Here is a 17928-nt window from a genome sequence, read left to right on the forward strand (position 1 = left end):
CATGCGATTCATGAAAAAACGCCGCTACGGCGAAGCGGGCCAGCCCGAGGATCCGCTGTCCGGCGTGGCCAACCTGTTCGATGCCAGCATCGCTTTCATCGCCGCCATGATGATCGCGCTGTTCAGCGCCTGGAACATGCTCGACCTGCTCGATCCCGCTTCCGAAGTCACCATCGCGAAGAAGGGCGCCGACGGCAAGGTCGAGGTCATTACCAAGAAAGGCCCGGAGATCAAGGTCAGCCGGGTCAGCGACCAGCCGCTGTCCGGCGCCGGCAAGCGCCTCGGCACCGCCTACCAGCTCCCCGACGGAAAGGTCGTCTATGTGCCGGAATAAATGGATCGCGCTGCTGTGGCTGTGGTTCGGCCTGCTGAGCGGCGCGCAGGCGGCGGACCGCGTGATCGCGCTGGTCGTTGGAGATGTCGAGTCGCGGCCGGCGGTGCTGGCGGTGCGCGCGCTGCAGCAGGAACTGCGGCAGGCGGCGGTCACGGTGCGGGTGCTGCCGGTCAACCGCATCGACGGCGCCGACCGCGCGCTGCTCGCATCGGCCGACGCGGTCGTGCTCGACGTGCTCGGACGCCAGCTCGCCGACGGCCTCGCCGCCGAACTGCGCGCGCTGCAGGAACGCCAGCGCCCGGTATTCGCGGTCGGCGGCACGCCCGACGAGCGCCTGCGGCAGGCGGGCGTGCGCGAGGACGCCGCGCTCAACGCCTATTACCGCGCCGGCGGCAGCGACAACCTCGCCAGCCTGTTGCGCCTGCTGCTGCAGACCCGTTTCGGCGCCGCGGTCGCGCCGGAGCCGGTGCGCGTCCTGCCGGCCGACGGCATCTACGACATCCGCAGCGGCCGGGTGGCGGCGCGCTTCGACGACTACCTGCGCGACTATGCCGGGCATCGTCCCGGCGCGCCCTGGGTCGGCATTCCGTTCTACCGCGCCAGCCTCGCCGCCGGCCAGACCCTGCCGCTGGCCGCCATCGCAGACAGCCTGGAAAAGGCGGGCTACAACGTGCTGCCCGTCTTCGGCTATCCCTATGAAGCACCGCTGCGGCATTTTCTCGACGACGGCGGGCGGCCGCGCGTGGACCTGATCGTCGCGCTCGGCATGAAGGTCGGCGGCACCGCCGCCACCGGCGCCATGCTCGAGAAGATCGGCGTGCCGGCGATCAACGCGATCACGCTCAGCCAGCAATCCGCGCAACAGTGGCGCGCGTCGAAGACCGGCCTCGACATCATCGAGCGCACTTGGCAGATGGCCGGCGCGGAACTGGCCGGCCTGGTGCAGCCGACGGTGGTGGCGAGCCGCGAGCGCGTGAGCGATGCCGCGACCGGACTCGCCTACATCGAAGAGCAGCCGATCGCGGAGCGCGTGCAGCGGCTGCGCGAGCGCGTCGACGCCTGGCTGGCGCTGCGCCGCACGGCCAATGCCGACAAGCGCGTCGCGCTGCTGTACTACAACTATCCGCACGGCGCCGAGACCATCGGCGCGGCCTATCTGAACGTGCTTCCCGAGAGCATGTGGCAGGTGCTGCAGCGCATGCGCAACGAAGCCTATTTCGACAGCCAGGCCCTGCGCATGCTGCCGGCCGACCGCCAGACGCTGCAGCAGGACATCCAGCGCTGGGGCAATTATCCATCCAAGGGCGCGCGCGACCATGCGCGTTCCATGGCGAAGCTGGCGGAGAGCGGGGAGGCGCAGCTGGTGCCGCTGGCCGACTATCTGCGCTGGTATGCGCGCCTGCCGGCCGAACTGCGGCGCGCGGTGGAAAAGGCCTGGGGCAGTCCGCAGCAGGCGCCGACCCTGTGGCGCGACGGCCGGGGCGAGGCGCAGTTCGTCTTTCCCGCGCGCCGCTACGGCAATCTGCTGCTCGCGCCCCAGCCCGCGCGCGCATGGGAACAGCATCTCGAAAAACTGCACAACGACGTGACCCTGCCGCCCAGCCATGAATACATGGCCTTTTACCTCTGGCTGCAGCATGGCTTCCAGGCGCACGGCCTGATCCACCTCGGCACCCACGGCACGCAGGAATGGCTGAGCGGCAAGGAAGCCGGGCTGGACGAGAGCGATCCCACCGAGGCCCTGATCGGCGCGCTGCCCAACCTCTATCCCTATGTGATGGACGATGTCGGCGAAGGCCTGCAGGCCAAGCGGCGCGGCATGGCCACCATCATCGACCACATGACGCCGCCGTTCGACGTCGCCGGCCTCAATCCCGACCTGCGCGAACTGCTCGCGCTGCTCAACGACTACCGGGTGGCGGAGCAGAAGAGCCCGCTGCTGGCGCGCTCACGGCTCAAGGAACTCAATGCGGTGGCTTCGAGGAGCGGGGTGCTCAAGGACATGGGCAGGAAGAGGCTTGCCGGGGAGGCCGATCTCGAGGCGCTCGAAGCCTATCTCGACACGGTGGCGGGCAAGCTCACGCCGTTCGGCCTGCATACTTTCGGCGTGGCGCCGGCGCCCGAGCTGCGGCAGTCCACCGCGCGCGCCATCGCCAGCCTCGACAACACGCTCACCGCGGCACGGCGCGACGAGCGCGCGCGCCAGCTGGAGCAGGAAATCGAGCACAGCGCCGCGCTCGAACTCGACCGGCTGATGCAGGCGCTCGAAGGCCGCTACATTCCCGCCGGGCCAAGCGCCGACCTGCTGCGCAATCCGGCCGCACTGCCGACCGGCCGCAATTTCTACGGCCTCGATCCGGCCCGCATCCCGGCCCGCGCCACCTATGACGAGGGCGCGAAGCTGGCCCGCCAGCTGGTCGACGACTACCGGGCGCGCCACGGCCAGTGGCCGGACAGGCTGACCGTCAATCTCTGGGGCGTGGAAACCTCGCGCCACGAAGGCATCATGGAAGCCCAGGTGCTGGCGCTGCTCGGCGTGCGCCCCCGCTGGGACGAGCGCGGCCGGGTCGCCGGGATCGAGGTCATCCCGCGCGCGCAGCTCGGCCGGCCCCGCGTGGACGTCACCATGGTGTCGTCCGGCCTGTTCCGCGACCTGTTCCCCAATCTGCTGCAGCTGCTCGACGAGGCGGCGCGGCTGGCCCAGCGCGAGGATGAGGCCGACAATCCGATGCGGGCGCACAGCGCGCGCACCGCCGCCATGCTGCGCGGGCGCGGCATGCCGCAGGACGAAGCGGAGCAGCTGGCGGCCACCCGCGTGTTCGGACTGCCCTCCGGCGCCTACGGCACCAATATCGAAAAGCTGATCCCCCTCAGCAATGCATGGCAGGACGAACGCCAGGTGGCCGAGGTCTTCATCCGCCGCATGAGCCATCCCTTCGGCGCCGGCCGATGGGGCGACGAACTCGGGCAGGCGGGCAGGGAAAACCTGCGCGAGGCGCTTTTCCGCAGCGCGCTCTCCGGCAGCCGCATCGCCCTGCACAGCCGCTCGAGCAACCTGTTCGCCACGCTCGACAACGACGACTTCTTCCAGTACCTCGGCGGCGTCGCGCTCGCCGTACGCAGCGTCGACGGCAAGACGCCCGAGGTGACCGTCACCGACCTGTCGAATCCGAAACGGCCGCGGCATGCGAGCCTGGACAGCTACATGGGGCAGGAGCTGCAAAGCCGCTATCTCAATCCGCGCTGGGCCGACAGCATGCTCAGGGAAGGCTATGCGGGCGCGCGCTTCATCAACCGCGTGGTCGACTATCTCTGGGCGTGGCAGGTGACCGTGCCGGAGGCGGTGGATGCCGGCAAGTGGCAGCGCATGTACGACACCTATGTGGCCGACCGCCACGGACTGCGGGTGCGCGAACGCTTTGCGGAGGCGAACAATCTGCGCGCCTGGCAGGCGATCACCGACCGCATGCTGACCGCGATCGAGCGCGGGTACTGGACGCCGCCGGACGCGGTGCGCCAGCGGCTGGAGCGGGAAAACGCGCGCGCGATCCGGGAAGCGGGCGCGGCCTGCGCCGCCGAATCCTGCAGCCGCGCCAGCCTGCGCCAGACTGTGCCGCCGTCGCAGACGGGGGCGCCTTCGCCGGATGCCGCGGGTGCGCCCGTCGCGGATGCCGGCGGCCGGGAAGCCGCACCGCCGTCGGCCCAGGCGCCGCAAACCCCGCGCAGCCCGCAGACCCCGCAAGCCGCGCCATCGCAGGCGACGCCGCAGCCGGATGCGGTATCAGGCTTCGAAATGCAGACCGTCACGCAGATGTCGCCGCAGCAGAAGACAATCGGCGCGCTGGCCTTGCTGCTGCTGGCGGCGCTGCTGGTCGGTTTCGGCTACTGGCGGCGGCGCGTCTGAGCGCGGCCGGGTGGCGCCGTGGCGGAGGATACCGGGTCGTGGCAGGAGCGGGTGCGCTGGAGCGGGCAGTGAATACCGGCCACCGTCTCCGCCTCAGTCCGCAGTTTTCACCACCCGCCTGCCCCGATTCTGGAACTGCATGGACGGTACTGCCTGGCAGACGAAATCGACGTCGTCCGGATAGTCCTCCATACATTCGCCGTAGCGGTCCCCGACGAAGTTCTTGATGACCTGGGTGAAGGGCAGGATGTGTTCCGCGAATCCCGCATTACCCAGATCCGTGAACCAGAAATCCTCACCCAGGTCGTGAAACGCCTCCAGCGTTGACAGCTGGGGGCCGGCGATGACCTGCAGCGCAGTTTCAGGGAATCCCCAGCGCTGGCACCAGAAGGTGGTCCAGCCGTCGTCCAGTCCTGCCATGAAGTTCATCATGCGCTCACTGATGACATAAGCATCCGACTCGCAGTGGATCGCCTTACGGTATCCGTAGCGCGCGGCAATCCTGGCGGCAAAGCTGAAACTCCGCCACCAGCCCGGGTAAACGGAAATCGATTTGCGGCCGTAGTGTTGGTCAAAGCGGAACATGACCGGCCCGTCCGGCAAGCGGGCAGGCAGCCGCTGATCTGCGTCAACGACCGATAGGGCGCCCGGGATGTTCTTCAGCGCGGAGCCGTCATCGATCAGAAAAATACGCGCGGCGCCGAAACGTGGCTTCATTTCGTCATAGTAGGCGAGCCATTTCCGATAACGCTCCTGTGAATCGGCGCTGTCGACAATGTACGAGGTGCAGAAAATGAAGCTGCCTGTCTGAATCCCGTCAGTATCCATGACCGCCCCCGTCATTTCCGCTCGGCGCTTTCGACGCGCGCATGCGTTCGCCACTCCTCGACGGCGGACATCGATCTGGCGACCTCCTGCTGAACGAACTCATGCGTCAGGATGTCGCCCTCATAGGCGAGCTGCCTGTACACATCACCCGAGAGCCACTTGCGTGCGAAATAGAGCTGGTCTTCCCATATCCTTTTGCTCAGCCACGCCGGTTTCTCGGTCTTGCCCCCGCTGGTGTGCAGGCTGTGAACCACCCGGGCGCGCGGGACGGCGACGACCCTCCAGCCTCTGGACCTCGCGGTGAATGAATAGTCGCTGTCGGAGCAGACGAAGCGCATGTTCTCGTCGAGCATGCCGATCTCATGCACCATCGCGGTACGTATCAGCAGACAGGCGCCGTTGGCCCAATAGGTGTCGAAAGGATCAGGTGTGTCCTTCGCGTTGCCGCCCGCATGGTGGCCCCAGGGATAGGCCTGCAGCGAGCCGAACCATGTCGCCTCGCCGCTCTCGGTGGTCTGGATCGGCGCGGCGATCCCTATCCTCGGATCGGATTCGATGACGTCAACAAGCGTGCGCAGGCAATCGGGGAACAGCCAGGCATCCTGGGTCAGGATCAGGACATAGTCGTGCGAGCCGTTGAAGCAGAAGCGGCGCAAGCCCTCGTTGATGGCTTTCGTGTACAGGATGTTGTCGTGCGAGTTGTCGCGCACGAATACATCCGTCCTCACGCTTTCCTGCTGCTCGAGGCTCCTGAGGCAACGCTCCAGTTGCTCCGGAGCCCGGAAGTAAGGCACGACGACGCCGATCGGTTTTGCCTCCATTTGACCCCCTGTTTCTGGCGCTTCGCCAGGCTGGCGGCACCGGATATCAGTGCTGCGAAGCGGGGGCTCGTCCGTTGCTGTCCCGCCCTGAAGTTGGGTGGCTCAGGTTTGCGCGCCGGTTCCATGTGAGGCGCGGCGCCGCCGGCTAGCGCCGGGCGCGCACCTCGTCCAGCAGCCGGCAGAGTTCCTCGGTCCCGTCCAGCACGCGGGGGCCGGCGCGGTTCAGCAGTCCGCCGTCCACGGTCAGCAGGTTGCCGCGCCGGACCGCGCGCATGCCGGAAAAACGCTTCCAGCCCGCCAGCACGTGGTCCTGCTCGCCGGTACTCGCGATGATCGCTTCCGGGTCGGCCCTGACCACCGCCTCCTCGCTGACGGTTGGCGCCAGCTGCGGCAGGTCCGCGAAGACGTTTTCGGCACCACACAGGCGCAGGGCCGACGAAACCATGTGCTTGCCGTTGAGTGTCATCAGCGGCGAGCGCCAGATCTGGTAGAAAACGCTGACCCGGCGCCGATCCCGGTAGCGTTCCTGGAGGATCGTGAGCCGCTTGCGAAAGTCGGCGGCGGCCGTCGTGCCCGCGCCTTCATGTCCGGCGAGGCGGCCGAGCCCCTCCAGGGAAGCGGCGATGGCGGCGAAGTCTGACGGCGCGCTGCGGAATACGCGGATACCTACGGCTTCCAGCCGCGCCAGCTGGCCGGACGCGAGGCCGGTATGCCAGCCGACCACCAGGTCGGGCTTGAGCGCGACGATGCGCTCCAGGTCGAGTGTCTGTCCGTTTCCGACGGAGGGAACGCGCCTGGCCTGCTCCGGGTAGTCGCTGAATTCGGTGACGCCGACGACCGCATTGCCGGCGCCGGCCGCAAACAGGAGTTCGGTCGCATGCGGCGCCAGGCTGACGATGCGCCGCGCCGGCGCGGGCAGGGTAATAGTCTGGCCGGTATCGTCCGTGGCGCTGACTGCCGCGACCGAGGCCGGCGGCAGCAGCATGAGCACGGTGCAGACGGCGCAGGCCAGCCCGCGCGGCCTCATCAGATCTCGAGGTTGTCGATCAGGCGGGTGTTGCCGAGTCTGGCGGCGGCCACCACCACCAGCGGTTCGCCGTTGGCGAGGTCGCCGGCCGACGGCGGCTGCAGGTCGGCGCGCTTGCGGATGGAGATGTAGTCGGGCTTCCAGCCGCGCCCGGCCAGGCGGGCCATGGCCTTGCGTTCGAGTTCGAACACGTCGAGGTGGCCGCCGCGCACTTCGTCGGCGACGTCGTTGAGCAGCCTGTACAGCTGCGGCGCCTCCGCGCGTTCCTGCTCGCTGAGATAGGAATTACGGGACGACAGCGCCAGCCCGTCCTCGGCGCGCCAGGTCTCGGCGGCGATGATCTCGGTCGGCAGCGCGAACTGCTTGGCCATGTTCCGCACGATCATCAGCTGCTGGTAGTCCTTCTTGCCGAATACCGCCACCCTGGGCTGCACGCAGGAGAACAGCTTGAGCACCACCGTGGTCACGCCGGTGAAGAAACCGGGACGGAATTCGCCCTCGAGGATGTTGCCCAGGTCGTCGGGCGGACGCACCCGGTATTCCTGCGGCTCCGGATACAGCTCCTTCTCGGTCGGCGCGAACAGCACGTACACGCCTTCCTTTTCCAGCTTTTCCACATCCGCCTGGAGCGTGCGCGGATACTTGTCGAAATCCTCGTTCGGCCCGAACTGCAGGCGATTGACGAAGATCGACGCCACCACCGGGTCGCCGTGCCGGCGCGCCAGGCGCATCAGCGACAGGTGGCCTTCATGCAGATTGCCCATGGTCGGCACGAAAGCCGTCCGCAGCTGGCCGCGCAGCTGGTCGCGCAATTCTTCGATCGAAGTGATGATTTTCATGGCATGCCTGGGAAATGATCCCGCGCGAGGCGGGTGGGAAGATGGGTCAGCTCGGAGAATACGCGAGCCGGACATAGATCGGCGCGAAGGCTTCGGCCTGCGTGATCTCGATCAGGGTTTCCTTGGCCAGCTCCAGCAGCGCGATGAAATTCACCACGACCACCGGCACCCCGCGCGAGGGATCGAACAGGTCGGCGAACTCCACGAAGCGCGCCGACTGCAGGCGCCGCAGGATGCCGGTCATGTGCTCGCGCACCGACAGCTCTTCCCGCGTGATGGTGTGATGCTGCGTCAGCCTGGCCCGCTTCATGATGTCGGCCCAGATCGACTGCAGCTCGCCGATGTTGACGTCGGGCCAGCGGGTGACCACGGTCTGCTCGACCAGCACCTGCGCGCGCACATAGTCGCGGCCGAGCTGGGGAATCGTGTCGAGCTGCTGTGCCGCCACCTTGATCTGCTCATACTCCAGCAGGCGGCGCACCAGTTCGGCGCGCGGGTCTTCCGCCTCCTCGCCAGTGTCGGCCTTCTTCACCGGCAGCAGCATGCGCGACTTGATCTCGATGAGCATCGCCGCCATCAGCAGGTACTCGGCGGCCAGCTCCAGGTTGCGCACGCGGATCTGGTCGACGTACTCCAGGTACTGGCGCGTCACCTGTGCCATCGGGATGTCGAGGATGTTGAAATTCTGCTTGCGGATCAGGTAGAGCAGCAGGTCGAGCGGGCCCTCGAACGCCTCCAGGAAGATCTCCAGCGCGTCCGGCGGGATGTAGAGGTCGTTCGGGAGCTTGAACAGCGGCTCGCCGTAGAGCTTCGCGTAGGCCATGCCGTCCACCACGTCGGGGGTCGAGTCCGGCTGCTGCGACAGCGCAAGCTCGGGCGCGTCGGCCGCCAGGTGCGGCAGCAGCGCCTCCTGCTGGCCGCTCATCCCTTGGTCTGGTAGACGTAGGGCTGCTGCCTGACGCGGGATTCTTCCGCGCGCTTGCGCTCATCCAGGTTGATCGGCGACTTGTCCCAGAAAATCGCGCGGCCGGTCCGCTGCTTCTCTTCCAGCGCCGGGTCCTTCTGCTTCAGATCCTTCAGGAACCGCGTGATGTCGGACTCGTAATGCGAGTTGTGCTTGCTGAATTTCATGGTGTCAGGAGTCGCAAAGGAAAAAGCAGGCAGTATTCTACCTTGAGTTCCACGGCTCTTCCCCAAGGGAATGCGTCGTCCGCCACAGGCCGGACTTGATCTTCAGACAAGTCTCATGGCCGCCGGTTCGCTCAGCGGTTGGCGAGCGCCAGCGCCTGCGCCAGGTCGTCGGCGCGGTTCTCCGTCCCCAGCCGGTCGAGGAAGCCGGTACGCTGCATCAGCGACAGCGGCTGGCCGCCCACCCCGCACAGGACCAGGCGGGAGCCGCGGGCGGCCAGCGCATGGCGCAGGTCGTCCAGCGCCTCGAGGCCGGTCGTGTCCATGTTGATCAGCTGGTCGAGCCTGAGCACCAGCGCCCGGTGCGGAAGACGCTCGGGTTCGGCCAGCGCTTCCAGCTTGCCCACTGCGCCGAAGAACAGCGAGCCGAACAGCGAATACACCGCCACTCCCGGGGCCGGCGGCAGCGGCAGGGCGGCGGCGTCGAGCGGCTCGATGCGCGTGAGGCTGGAAATCCGGTAGATGAAGAACAGGCAGGCCAGCACCAGGCCGACTTCCACCGCGACCGACAGGTCGAACACGATGGTCAGTGCGAAGGTGGCCAGCACCAGGATGCGGTAGTTGACGGAGAACCGGAGCAGCCGGCGGAACTCGTGCCATTCGCCCATGTTGTAGGCCACGTGCAGCAGGATGGCCGCCAGCGCCGCCAGCGGAATGCCGCCGGCCAGCGGCGCGGCCGCGAGCACGATGGCCAGCAGCGTCCCCGCGTGCACCATGCCCGCGACCGGCGAACTGGCGCCGCTGCGGATATTGGTGACGGTGCGGGCGATGGTGCCGGTGGCCGGCAGGCCGCCGAAGAAGGGCGCCACGACGTTGGCCACGCCCTGCGCCATCAGCTCCTGGTTCGGATCGTGGCGCTGCCGCGCGAGCTTGTCGGCCACGCGCGCGCACAGCAGCGACTCGATCGCGCCCAGCAGCGCGATGGTCAGGGTCGGCGCCACCAGCTGCTTGACCAGCTGCCAGCTGAACTCCGGCAGCCGGAAATCCGGCAGGCCCTGGGGAATGCTGCCGAAGCGGCTCGCGATCGTATCCACCGGCAGGTCCAGCAGGCCGGCCGCGAGCGTGGCCAGCACCAGCACCACGATCGGGCCGGGCAAGACCCGCATCCAGCGGAGCGCGCGCGGCAGGGCGGCGGGATCGCGGTCGCTGCGGAACAGCTGCGGCCAGCCGAACAGCACCAGCAGCGAGGCCAGGCCGACCGCCAGCGCGGCCGGATTCACGGTATGCGCGGCCTGTCCGAGCACGTGCATCTGGGCGAAGAAATCGCCGGGCAGCCTGTCGATGCGCAGCCCGAAGAAATCCTTCACCTGGGACAGCGCGATCAGCACCGCGATGCCGTTGGTGAAGCCGATCACGATCGGCACCGGGATCAGCCGGATCAGGCTGCCCAGCCGGAACAGGCCGAGCGCGAACAGCAGCACGCCGGCGCAGATGGTCGAGATCAGCAGATTGGCGAAGCCGTAGCGCTCGATGATGCCGTAGACGATCACGATGAAGGCGCCCGCCGGTCCGGCGATCTGCACCCGGGTGCCGCCCAGCACGGAGACCAGGAAGCCGGCGATGATCGCGGTGAAGAGGCCGGCCTCGGGCTTGGCGCCGGAAGCGATCGCGAACGCCATCGCCAGCGGCAGGGCGACGATGCCCACGGTGAGTCCGGCACCGAGGTCCGCGGCAAAGCGGGTGCGGTCATAGCCGCGCAGGGCGTCGAACAGCATCGGGCGAAAGCGTGCGACGGGCAGCTTGGGCATGCGGACATCTCCCCGGTTGTTGTTATTGCGGGTATTGTGCGCCGCTGCGCGAAATGAAGCCAGTGGCGCGCGCCTGGCCCGGGCACGAGGCCAGGTCAGGAGAGGCGATGCGGAGGTCCGCCGCCGGCGCCGCAGGCAGGGATGCCCGCCCGCACCGGCAGGCTCAGAGCATCCGGCGCATCACCGACGGCGGCGGCTCCAGCGGATTGGCGTGGGAGTATTCGAGTTCGGGCGCCAGTTCGAAGCCATGCGCCGCGTACAGGTCGAGCAGCCTGTCCTGGTCGGCGCGCACCGCCAGCCGCAACTCCTTCACGTCGCACAGCAGCGCCTGGTGGATCACGGCTTCGAGCAGATGTTCGGACAGGTGCTGGCCGCGGTATTGCGGTAGCACGCCCATGCGCAGGATTTCCCAGACGTCGGGCTCGCTGTCGAGGGGCAGCCAGCGGACCGAGCCGATCGGCGACTCGTCGTTGAGCAGAATGAAGCCTCCGCCGTCCTGCAGGTCCTGCAGGACGCGGACCGCGGTTTCGCGGTGCCCGGAGGAGGTGACGGCGACTTTGCCGGCCCAGCAGGCGCGGGTCAGGTCGGCGATGCACTGGGCATCGTCGAAGCCCGCTTCGCGGACCACGATGGCGAGGGAGGGGGCCTGCCGCCCGCTACTGTCGCCGTCCATGTCAGCGCACCCGCATGCCGGGCTCGGCGCCCGGCCAGGGATTGAGCACGTAGATGCCCGGATTCGACTTTTCATCGGCGGCGGAGGCGGCCAGCACCATGCCTTCGGACACGCCGAACTTCATCTTGCGCGGCGCCAGGTTGGCGACCATCACCGTCAGCTTGCCGACCAGGTCTTCCGGCTTGTAGGCCGACTTGATGCCCGAGAAGACGTTGCGCATGCGGCCTTCGCCCACGTCCAGCGTCAGGCGCAGCAGCTTGTCCGAGCCTTCCACGTGCTCGCAGTTGACGATCTTCGCTATGCGCAGGTCGACCTTGGCGAAATCGTCGATCCTGATCTCGGCGTCGATCGGTTCGATGCCGGCCGCCGCCGTCGCCGCCGCCGACGCTGCCTGGGCCGCCGGCTCCGGTCCCTCGAACAGCGCCTCCAGCATCTTCGGATCGACGCGCTGCATCAGGTGCTCGAAGGTGCCGATCGCGGACGGCGACTGCTGCAGGTCGGACCAGGTCAGATCGCGCTCCAGGCCGAACAGGGTCGCGACCTTGCGCGACAGCGCCGGCAGGATCGGGGCCAGGTAGACCGACAGGCACCAGAAAGAGCGCAGCAGGTTGCTACAGACGTCCTGCAGCTCCTGGTTGTTGGCCGGATCCTTGGCCAGTTCCCAGGGCTTCTTCTGGTCGACATACTGGTTGACTTCGTCGGCCAGCGCCATGATCTGCCGGATCGCCTTGCCGTATTCGCGGGTCTCGTAGGCGTCGCGCACCGAGGCTTCCTGCTCGGCCAGGCGCAGGCGCCAGCTCATCGCCTCGTCGCCGGTCACCTCGTCGCTGAGCCGGCCGCCGAAGCGCTTGGTGATGAAGCCCGCCGCGCGGCTGGCGATGTTGACGTACTTGCCGATCAGGTCGGAATTGACCTTGGCCACGAAGTCTTCGGCGTTGAAGTCGATATCCTCGACGCGGGCATTGAGCTTGTACGCGATGTAGTAGCGCAGCCACTCCGGATTCATCTTCAGCTCGAGGTAGCGCAGCGGCGAAATGCCGGTGCCGCGCGACTTGCTCATCTTCTCGCCGTTGACCGTCAGGTGGCCGTGGACGTTGACCTTGAGCTTGTCGATGATCGGATGGCCCGAGAAATTCAGCATCGCCGGCCAGAACAGCAGGTGGAAGGACACGATGTCCTTGCCGATGAAGTGAATCTGTTCGGTCGCCGGGTCGTTGAGCAGCGCGTTGAAATCGACGTCGATCTTGCCGCAGTAATTCTTGAGGCTGGCGAGATAGCCGACCGGCGCATCCAGCCACACATAGAAATACTTGCCTTCCACGCCCGGGATCGGGATGCCGAAGTAGGGCGCGTCCCGGGAAATGTCCCAGTCCGCGAGTTCGCTGCCGTCGCTGCCCAGCCATTCGCTGACCTTGTTGACCATTTCCGGCTGCAGGCGGCCGGGCGAGCGCAGCCATTCCTGCAGGAAGACGATGCAGCGCGGGTCGGACAGCTTGAAGAAATACTGTTCGGAAGGCTTGAGCACCGGGGTGGCGCCGGACAGCGCCGAGTAGGGATTCTTCAGTTCGGTCGGCTCGTAGGCGGCGCCGCAGACTTCGCAGTTGTCGCCGTACTGGTCCTTGGCGCCGCACTTCGGGCATTCGCCCTTGATGTTGCGGTCGGCCAGGAACATGCCCTTGACCGGGTCGAAGAAGCGCTCCACCACCCGGGTCACGATCAGGCCGGCCTCCTTCAGCCGGAGATAGATGCCCTGGGAAAGCTCGGTGTTTTCCGGCGAGTCGGTGGAATGCCAGTTGTCGAACGAGATATGGAAACCGTCCAGGTACTGGGCGCGGCCGGCCGCGATGCGGGCGACGAATTCCTGCGGGGTGATGCCGGCCTTTTCGGCGGCGATCATGATCGGCGTGCCGTGGGCGTCGTCGGCGCCGACGAAATAGACCTCATGCCCCTGCATTCGCTGGAACCTGACCCAGATGTCGGCCTGGATGTATTCCATGATGTGGCCGATATGGAAAGCCCCGTTGGCATAGGGCAGGGCGGTGGTGACGAACAGCTTGCGGCGCGGGCTGGTACTCATCGGGCGGTACTTTTTCCAAATAAAACAGGGATTTTATCAGCGTGCGCGAGTTTGTCCGAGCCATACGCTGTCAAACCGCTTGGTATAGACTTCTGCAGGAATTTTTTTGGGAGAAGTAATGAGCATCACTGTGGAAGCCGTGAAAACGGCGTTGGCCGGCGTCATCGATCCGAATACTGGCCGCGACCTGGTTTCCTCCAAGGCAATCAGGAATCTGGAGGTCAACGGCGCCGACGTCCGCTTCGACATCGAACTCGGCTATCCGGGCAAGAGCCAGTTCGACAGCATCCGCGGCGCCGCGGTTGCCGCGGTGCGCGCGCTGCCCGGCGTCGGCGGCGTCAGCGCCGGGATTTCCGCGAAGATCACCGCGCATGCCGTGCAGCGCGGCATCAAGGTCATGAACAACATCAAGAACATCATCGTCGTCGCCTCGGGCAAGGGCGGGGTGGGCAAGTCGACCACCGCGGTCAACCTGGCGCTGGCGCTGGCGAGCGAGGGCGCGCAGGTCGGCATCCTGGACGCCGACATCTACGGTCCGTCGCAGCCGATGATGCTCGGCATTTCCGCCCAGCCCGAAACCCTCGACGGCAAGACCATGGAGCCCCTGGAGAACCACGGCGTGCAGGTGGCCAGCATCGGTTTCATGATCGACCCCGACCAGCCGATGGTGTGGCGCGGCCCGATGGTGGTGCAGGCGCTGCAGCAATTGCTGGAGCAGACCAACTGGCGCGATCTGGATTACCTGGTGGTCGACATGCCGCCCGGCACCGGCGACATCCAGCTGACGCTGTCGCAGAAGGTGCCGGTCACCGGCGCGGTCATCGTCACCACGCCGCAGGACATCGCCCTGCTCGACGCGCGCAAGGGCCTGAAGATGTTCGAGAAGGTCGACATCCCCATCCTCGGCGTGGTCGAGAACATGAGCACCCACATCTGCTCCAACTGCGGCCATGAGGAATCGATCTTCGGCCACGGCGGCGGCCAGAAGATGTGCGCCGAATACGGCGTCGACTTCCTCGGCGCGCTGCCGCTGACGATGACCATACGCGAACAGGCCGACAGCGGCCGCCCGACCGTGGTCGCCGATCCCGACGGCAAGGAAGCCCAGATCTACAAGGCGATCGCCCGCAAGGTCGCGATCAGGGTGGCGGAAAAGGCCAAGGACATGACCAGCAAGTTCCCGAGCATCGTCATCAAGAACGACTGAGTCCCCCGCGCCCCGGTGCTTTTGGCTGGCATCGGGGTAGAATTGCGCATCTTTCATCCGACACGGCTTTGGCACCCCAAGGCCGTTTTTCTTTGCCATGACCGTCCGTACCCGTTTCGCACCCAGCCCGACCGGCTATCTCCACCTCGGCGGCGCCCGCACCGCGCTGTTTTCCTGGGCCTATGCCCGCCACTTCGGCGGCACCTTCATCCTGCGCATCGAAGACACCGACCTCGAGCGCTCCACGCCGGAAGCGGTGCAGGCCATCCTCGATGGCATGAACTGGCTCGGCCTGCAGCACGACGAAGGCCCGTTCTACCAGATGAAGCGGATGGACCGCTATCGCGAGGTGGTGGCGCAGATGCTGGAGGCGGGCAACGCCTATCTCTGCTACTGCACCCCGGAAGAAGTCGAGGCGATGCGCGAGCGCCAGCGGGCCATCGGCGAGAAGCCCCGCTACGACGGCACCTGGCGTCCCGAGCCCGGCAAGACGCTGCCGCCGGTCCCGGAGGGCATCAGGCCGGTGGTGCGCTTCAAGAACCCGCTCGACGGCGACGTCACCTGGAACGACGTGGTCAAGGGCACGATCACCATCTCCAACCGCGAACTCGACGACCTGGTGATCGCCCGTCCCGACGGTACCCCCACCTACAACTTCTGCGTCGCGGTCGACGACTGGGACATGCGCATCACCCACGTGATCCGCGGCGACGACCATGTCAACAACACGCCGCGCCAGATCAACATCCTGCGCGCGCTCGGCGCGCCGCTGCCCGAGTACGGCCATGTACCGATGATCCTCGGCGCCGACGGCGAGAAGCTCTCCAAGCGCCACGGCGCGGTGAGCGTGATGGAGTACCCGGCGCAGGGCTTCCTGCCGGAGGCGATGCTCAATTACCTGGCGCGTCTCGGCTGGTCTCACGGCGACGAGGAGATCTTCTCAATGGAGCAGTTCATCCAGTGGTTCGACCTCGACCACCTGTCGAAGTCGCCGGCCCAGTTCAATCCGGAAAAACTGGCATGGCTCAACAACCACTACATCCGCCAGTCGGACGACGCGCGCCTCGCGGCGCTGGTACGTCCACTGCTGGAAAAGGAGGGCGCGCAGTTCGACGGCGCGCCGGCGCTGGAGCCGGTGATCGCGCTGCTCAAGGAGCGCGCCAATACCATCAACGAACTCTCGGAAGCGGCGATGCTGTTCTATCGTCAACCCCGGCCCGACCCGGCGCTCATGGCGCAGCATGTGACCGAGGCCGTGCGTCCGGCGCTGGCGCAGTTCATCGGACAGTGCCGCGGCATCGAATGGAACAAGGCGGCGCTGTCGGCGTCCATGAAGGAAGTGCTGGCCGCGCACAAGCTCAAGATGCCGCAGCTCGCGATGCCGCTGCGCCTGCTGGTCACCGGCCAGCTGCAGACGCCGTCGATCGACGCGGTGCTGGAACTGTTCGGCCGAGAGACCGTGCTGGCCCGTCTCGAAAAAAATCTTGGATAAATTCGCTCCGAGGATTTACACGGCAGAAAAACATTTGCTATACTCTCGTTCTCTTCGCAACGGGGGTATAGCTCAGCTGGGAGAGCGCTTGCATGGCATGCAAGAGGTCAGCGGTTCGATCCCGCTTACCTCCACCAAATTGCTTATCGATGTGTGAACATCGATGCAGAGTGCGGAAGAGAAAAAAGTAGTTTAGGCTGTTTTTGACAGGTTACTGTCCCCATCGTCTAGAGGCCTAGGACACCGCCCTTTCACGGCGATAACCGGGGTTCGAATCCCCGTGGGGACGCCAGATCAGGCGCCACGCAAAACGTGTGGCGCTTTTGTTTCCGGCACAGGCTCTGTCCCCATCGTCTAGAGGCCTAGGACACCGCCCTTTCACGGCGATAACCGGGGTTCGAATCCCCGTGGGGACGCCAAACAAGACGCCACGCAGAACATGAATGTCTGCGTGGCGTTTTTCTTTTTCGCGTAGCATTTCGCGATCGCTCTCCGTCAGTCTTTCCATGCGCAACCCACGCACGCTCGCTCTCTTCTGCAAGGTCGTCGACAACTTCGGCGACATCGGCATCTGCTGGCGCCTGTCGCGGCAATTGCAGCGCGAGCATGGCATCGCGGTGACCCTGTGGGTCGACGATCTGAAGAGCTTCCGCAGACTTTGTCCCGACGTCGTGCCCGATGCCGATGCCCAGCATGTGCAGGGCATCGAGGTGCGTCACTGGCGCGACCAGGACGGCGCGTTTGCGCCGGAAGAGATTCCGGACATCGTCATCGAATTCTTCGGCTGCGAACTCCCGCCTGCCTATGTCGCCGCGATGGCGCAATGCGAGCCGCGTCCGGTCTGGCTGAACCTGGAAGGATTGACTGCCGAGGAGTGGGTCGAAGGTTGCCACGGCTTGCCCTCGATGCATCCGCGCCTGCCGCTGACCAAGCATTTCTTCTTTCCCGGTTTTACGGCAAAGACGGGCGGACTGCTGCGCGAAGCGGGCCTCGACGAAGCGCGGCAGCGTTTCCAGTCCGATCCGGCCGCGATGCAAGGCTTCCTCGGGCAGCTCGGCGTCAGCCCGGCCGAGATGGCGGCCATGAAGGTTTCGCTGTTCTGCTATCCGCATGCCCCGGTGGCGGACTTGTTCGCGGCCTGGAGCGATGGCGGCACGGCGGTAACCTGCCTCGTGCCCGAAGGCGTGGCCACCGCCGCGGTGCAGTCATTTCTCGGCGGGACGCCTCGCGCCGGGGCAGTGCATGCGCAGGGTGCGCTGACCGTGCGCGTCATTCCCTTCCTGCCCCAGCCGGACTATGACCGCCTGCTGTGGGCCTGCGACCTGAATTTCGTGCGCGGCGAGGATTCCTTCGTGCGCGCCCAATGGGCGCAGCGTCCTTTCGTCTGGCATATCTACCCGCAGGACGAGAATCTGCACCACAAGAAGCTGCGCGCCTTCCTGCAGCGCTATGCATCGGGCCTGGACGGGCTGGAAGCGTTTTCGCTGGAATGGAACGGCGCCACGGCGCAGCAGGCCTGGCCGCAGTCGTGGGATTCGCTGCGCGCGGATCTGGCCGGAATCGAACGGCGCGCTGTCGAGTGGAGCGGGCGGATGCAGGCGCTCGGCAACCTGACATCCGGCATGCTGGCCTTCGCCGCAACGCTTCGGGAGCCGGTACGGGCCTAGGTGTGAAGTTGCAAGAGGTTATTTCGGTTGGTTGAGAGTCTGGACATTGGTGCTTTGCCGCCGATACCTTGGTGCGGGCGGTGCCAGTTGTAGTGGTGGTTCCACTGATGGAGCATTTCGGCG

At 66.4% G+C, this 17928-nt stretch carries 15 protein-coding genes and 3 tRNA genes; 8 read left to right on the top strand and 10 right to left on the bottom strand.

Annotation, left to right across the window (positions count from 1 at the left end; genetic code table 11):
• Position 1 precedes the first annotated feature (1 nt).
• Both NCCP691_RS10930 and NCCP691_RS10935 read left to right on the top strand, forming a co-directional pair.
• Positions 2-334 carry a DUF2149 domain-containing protein gene (locus tag NCCP691_RS10930; RefSeq protein ID WP_220808304.1) on the top strand — a complete coding sequence of 111 codons (333 nt, stop codon included), beginning with the start codon at positions 2-4 and terminating at the stop codon, positions 332-334.
• Positions 321-4238: a cobaltochelatase subunit CobN gene (locus NCCP691_RS10935; protein WP_220808305.1), complete on the top strand. Its 3918-nt coding sequence runs from the start codon at positions 321-323 to the stop codon at positions 4236-4238. Before NCCP691_RS10930 ends, NCCP691_RS10935 begins: the two co-directional genes overlap by 14 nt.
• A 93-nt stretch (positions 4239-4331) precedes the next feature.
• On the opposite strand, the gene NCCP691_RS10940 is transcribed toward NCCP691_RS10935, so the two are convergent.
• From NCCP691_RS10940 to metG, 9 genes are all read right to left on the bottom strand, one after another.
• On the bottom strand, positions 4332-5066 hold the full coding sequence (locus tag NCCP691_RS10940; RefSeq protein WP_220808306.1) for a hypothetical protein: 735 nt from the start codon (positions 5064-5066) through the stop codon (positions 4332-4334).
• A gap of 11 nt (positions 5067-5077) precedes the next feature.
• Entirely contained in the window at positions 5078-5887 is an 810-nt protein-coding gene (locus NCCP691_RS10945) for a glycosyltransferase (protein ID WP_220808307.1), read from the bottom strand.
• Positions 5888-6032: 145 nt separating this feature from the next.
• On the bottom strand, positions 6033-6914 hold the full coding sequence (locus tag NCCP691_RS10950) for a cobalamin-binding protein (protein WP_220808308.1): 882 nt from the start codon (positions 6912-6914) through the stop codon (positions 6033-6035).
• Positions 6914-7753 carry a pantoate--beta-alanine ligase gene (gene panC / locus NCCP691_RS10955; protein ID WP_220808309.1) on the bottom strand — a complete coding sequence of 280 codons (840 nt, stop codon included), beginning with the start codon at positions 7751-7753 and terminating at the stop codon, positions 6914-6916. Before panC ends, NCCP691_RS10950 begins: the two co-directional genes overlap by 1 nt.
• Positions 7754-7799: 46 nt before the next feature.
• Positions 7800-8678, bottom strand: coding sequence for a segregation and condensation protein A (locus NCCP691_RS10960; RefSeq protein WP_220808310.1), 879 nt, complete (start codon positions 8676-8678; stop codon positions 7800-7802).
• Positions 8675-8884 (bottom strand): DUF3460 family protein, encoded by a 210-nt coding sequence (locus NCCP691_RS10965; RefSeq protein WP_220808311.1) that lies wholly within the window; start codon positions 8882-8884, stop codon positions 8675-8677. Before NCCP691_RS10965 ends, NCCP691_RS10960 begins: the two co-directional genes overlap by 4 nt.
• 131 nt (positions 8885-9015) lie before the next feature.
• On the bottom strand, positions 9016-10689 hold the full coding sequence (locus NCCP691_RS10970) for a SulP family inorganic anion transporter (RefSeq protein WP_220808312.1): 1674 nt from the start codon (positions 10687-10689) through the stop codon (positions 9016-9018).
• A gap of 163 nt (positions 10690-10852) precedes the next feature.
• The gene (locus NCCP691_RS10975) at positions 10853-11362 is read right to left on the bottom strand and encodes a GNAT family N-acetyltransferase (protein WP_220808313.1); all 510 of its coding nucleotides are present in this window, start codon (positions 11360-11362) and stop codon (positions 10853-10855) included.
• 1 nt (position 11363) lies between these two features.
• A complete protein-coding gene (gene metG / locus NCCP691_RS10980) occupies positions 11364-13439 on the bottom strand; it encodes a methionine--tRNA ligase (protein WP_220808314.1) in 2076 nt (691 codons plus the stop codon).
• 118 nt (positions 13440-13557) lie between these two features.
• Here metG and apbC point away from each other — a divergent pair, with 118 nt between their 5' ends.
• The 6 genes from apbC (at position 13558) to earP (ending at position 17805) form a co-directional block, all read left to right on the top strand.
• Complete coding sequence (gene apbC, locus NCCP691_RS10985; protein ID WP_220808315.1) at positions 13558-14646, top strand: iron-sulfur cluster carrier protein ApbC; 1089 nt, start codon at positions 13558-13560, stop codon at positions 14644-14646.
• Between the two features lie 97 nt (positions 14647-14743).
• A complete protein-coding gene (gene gltX, locus NCCP691_RS10990; RefSeq protein ID WP_220808316.1) occupies positions 14744-16138 on the top strand; it encodes a glutamate--tRNA ligase in 1395 nt (464 codons plus the stop codon).
• Positions 16139-16199: 61 nt separating this feature from the next.
• Positions 16200-16275 (top strand) — tRNA-Ala (locus NCCP691_RS10995).
• Between the two features lie 79 nt (positions 16276-16354).
• Positions 16355-16430, top strand: a tRNA-Glu gene (locus tag NCCP691_RS11000).
• A 51-nt stretch (positions 16431-16481) separates the two neighbouring features.
• Positions 16482-16557: transfer RNA gene (locus NCCP691_RS11005), tRNA-Glu, on the top strand.
• Positions 16558-16644: 87 nt separating this feature from the next.
• Positions 16645-17805 carry an elongation factor P maturation arginine rhamnosyltransferase EarP gene (gene earP / locus NCCP691_RS11010; protein ID WP_220808317.1) on the top strand — a complete coding sequence of 387 codons (1161 nt, stop codon included), beginning with the start codon at positions 16645-16647 and terminating at the stop codon, positions 17803-17805.
• On the opposite strand, the gene NCCP691_RS11015 is transcribed toward earP, so the two are convergent.
• Positions 17802-17921 (bottom strand): hypothetical protein, encoded by a 120-nt coding sequence (locus tag NCCP691_RS11015; protein ID WP_373870352.1) that lies wholly within the window; start codon positions 17919-17921, stop codon positions 17802-17804. The two genes, earP and NCCP691_RS11015, sit on opposite strands and share 4 nt — an antisense overlap.
• Between the last annotated feature and the right edge of the window lie 7 nt (positions 17922-17928).

Origin of the sequence: Noviherbaspirillum aridicola (assembly GCF_019656455.1) — a bacterium.
GTDB lineage: Bacteria > Pseudomonadota > Gammaproteobacteria > Burkholderiales > Burkholderiaceae_D > Noviherbaspirillum > Noviherbaspirillum aridicola.

Bases quoted from the DNA above. Each gene is read 5' to 3' on its own strand.
- NCCP691_RS10945 (WP_220808307.1), bottom strand. From the start codon at position 5,887: ATGGAGGCAAAACCGATCGGCGTCGTCGTGCCTTACTTCCGGGCTCCG.
- NCCP691_RS10950 (WP_220808308.1), bottom strand. From the start codon at position 6,914: ATGAGGCCGCGCGGGCTGGCCTGCGCCGTCTGCACCGTGCTCATGCTG.
- NCCP691_RS10960 (WP_220808310.1), bottom strand. From the start codon at position 8,678: ATGAGCGGCCAGCAGGAGGCGCTGCTGCCGCACCTGGCGGCCGACGCG.
- earP (WP_220808317.1), top strand. From the start codon at position 16,645: ATGCGCAACCCACGCACGCTCGCTCTCTTCTGCAAGGTCGTCGACAAC.
- NCCP691_RS10940 (WP_220808306.1), bottom strand. From the start codon at position 5,066: ATGGATACTGACGGGATTCAGACAGGCAGCTTCATTTTCTGCACCTCG.
- NCCP691_RS10970 (WP_220808312.1), bottom strand. From the start codon at position 10,689: ATGCCCAAGCTGCCCGTCGCACGCTTTCGCCCGATGCTGTTCGACGCC.
- NCCP691_RS10930 (WP_220808304.1), top strand. From the start codon at position 2: ATGCGATTCATGAAAAAACGCCGCTACGGCGAAGCGGGCCAGCCCGAG.
- NCCP691_RS10975 (WP_220808313.1), bottom strand. From the start codon at position 11,362: ATGGACGGCGACAGTAGCGGGCGGCAGGCCCCCTCCCTCGCCATCGTG.
- apbC (WP_220808315.1), top strand. From the start codon at position 13,558: ATGAGCATCACTGTGGAAGCCGTGAAAACGGCGTTGGCCGGCGTCATC.
- gltX (WP_220808316.1), top strand. From the start codon at position 14,744: ATGACCGTCCGTACCCGTTTCGCACCCAGCCCGACCGGCTATCTCCAC.
- NCCP691_RS10965 (WP_220808311.1), bottom strand. From the start codon at position 8,884: ATGAAATTCAGCAAGCACAACTCGCATTACGAGTCCGACATCACGCGG.
- panC (WP_220808309.1), bottom strand. From the start codon at position 7,753: ATGAAAATCATCACTTCGATCGAAGAATTGCGCGACCAGCTGCGCGGC.
- NCCP691_RS11015 (WP_373870352.1), bottom strand. From the start codon at position 17,921: ATGCTCCATCAGTGGAACCACCACTACAACTGGCACCGCCCGCACCAA.
- metG (WP_220808314.1), bottom strand. From the start codon at position 13,439: ATGAGTACCAGCCCGCGCCGCAAGCTGTTCGTCACCACCGCCCTGCCC.
- NCCP691_RS10935 (WP_220808305.1), top strand. From the start codon at position 321: ATGTGCCGGAATAAATGGATCGCGCTGCTGTGGCTGTGGTTCGGCCTG.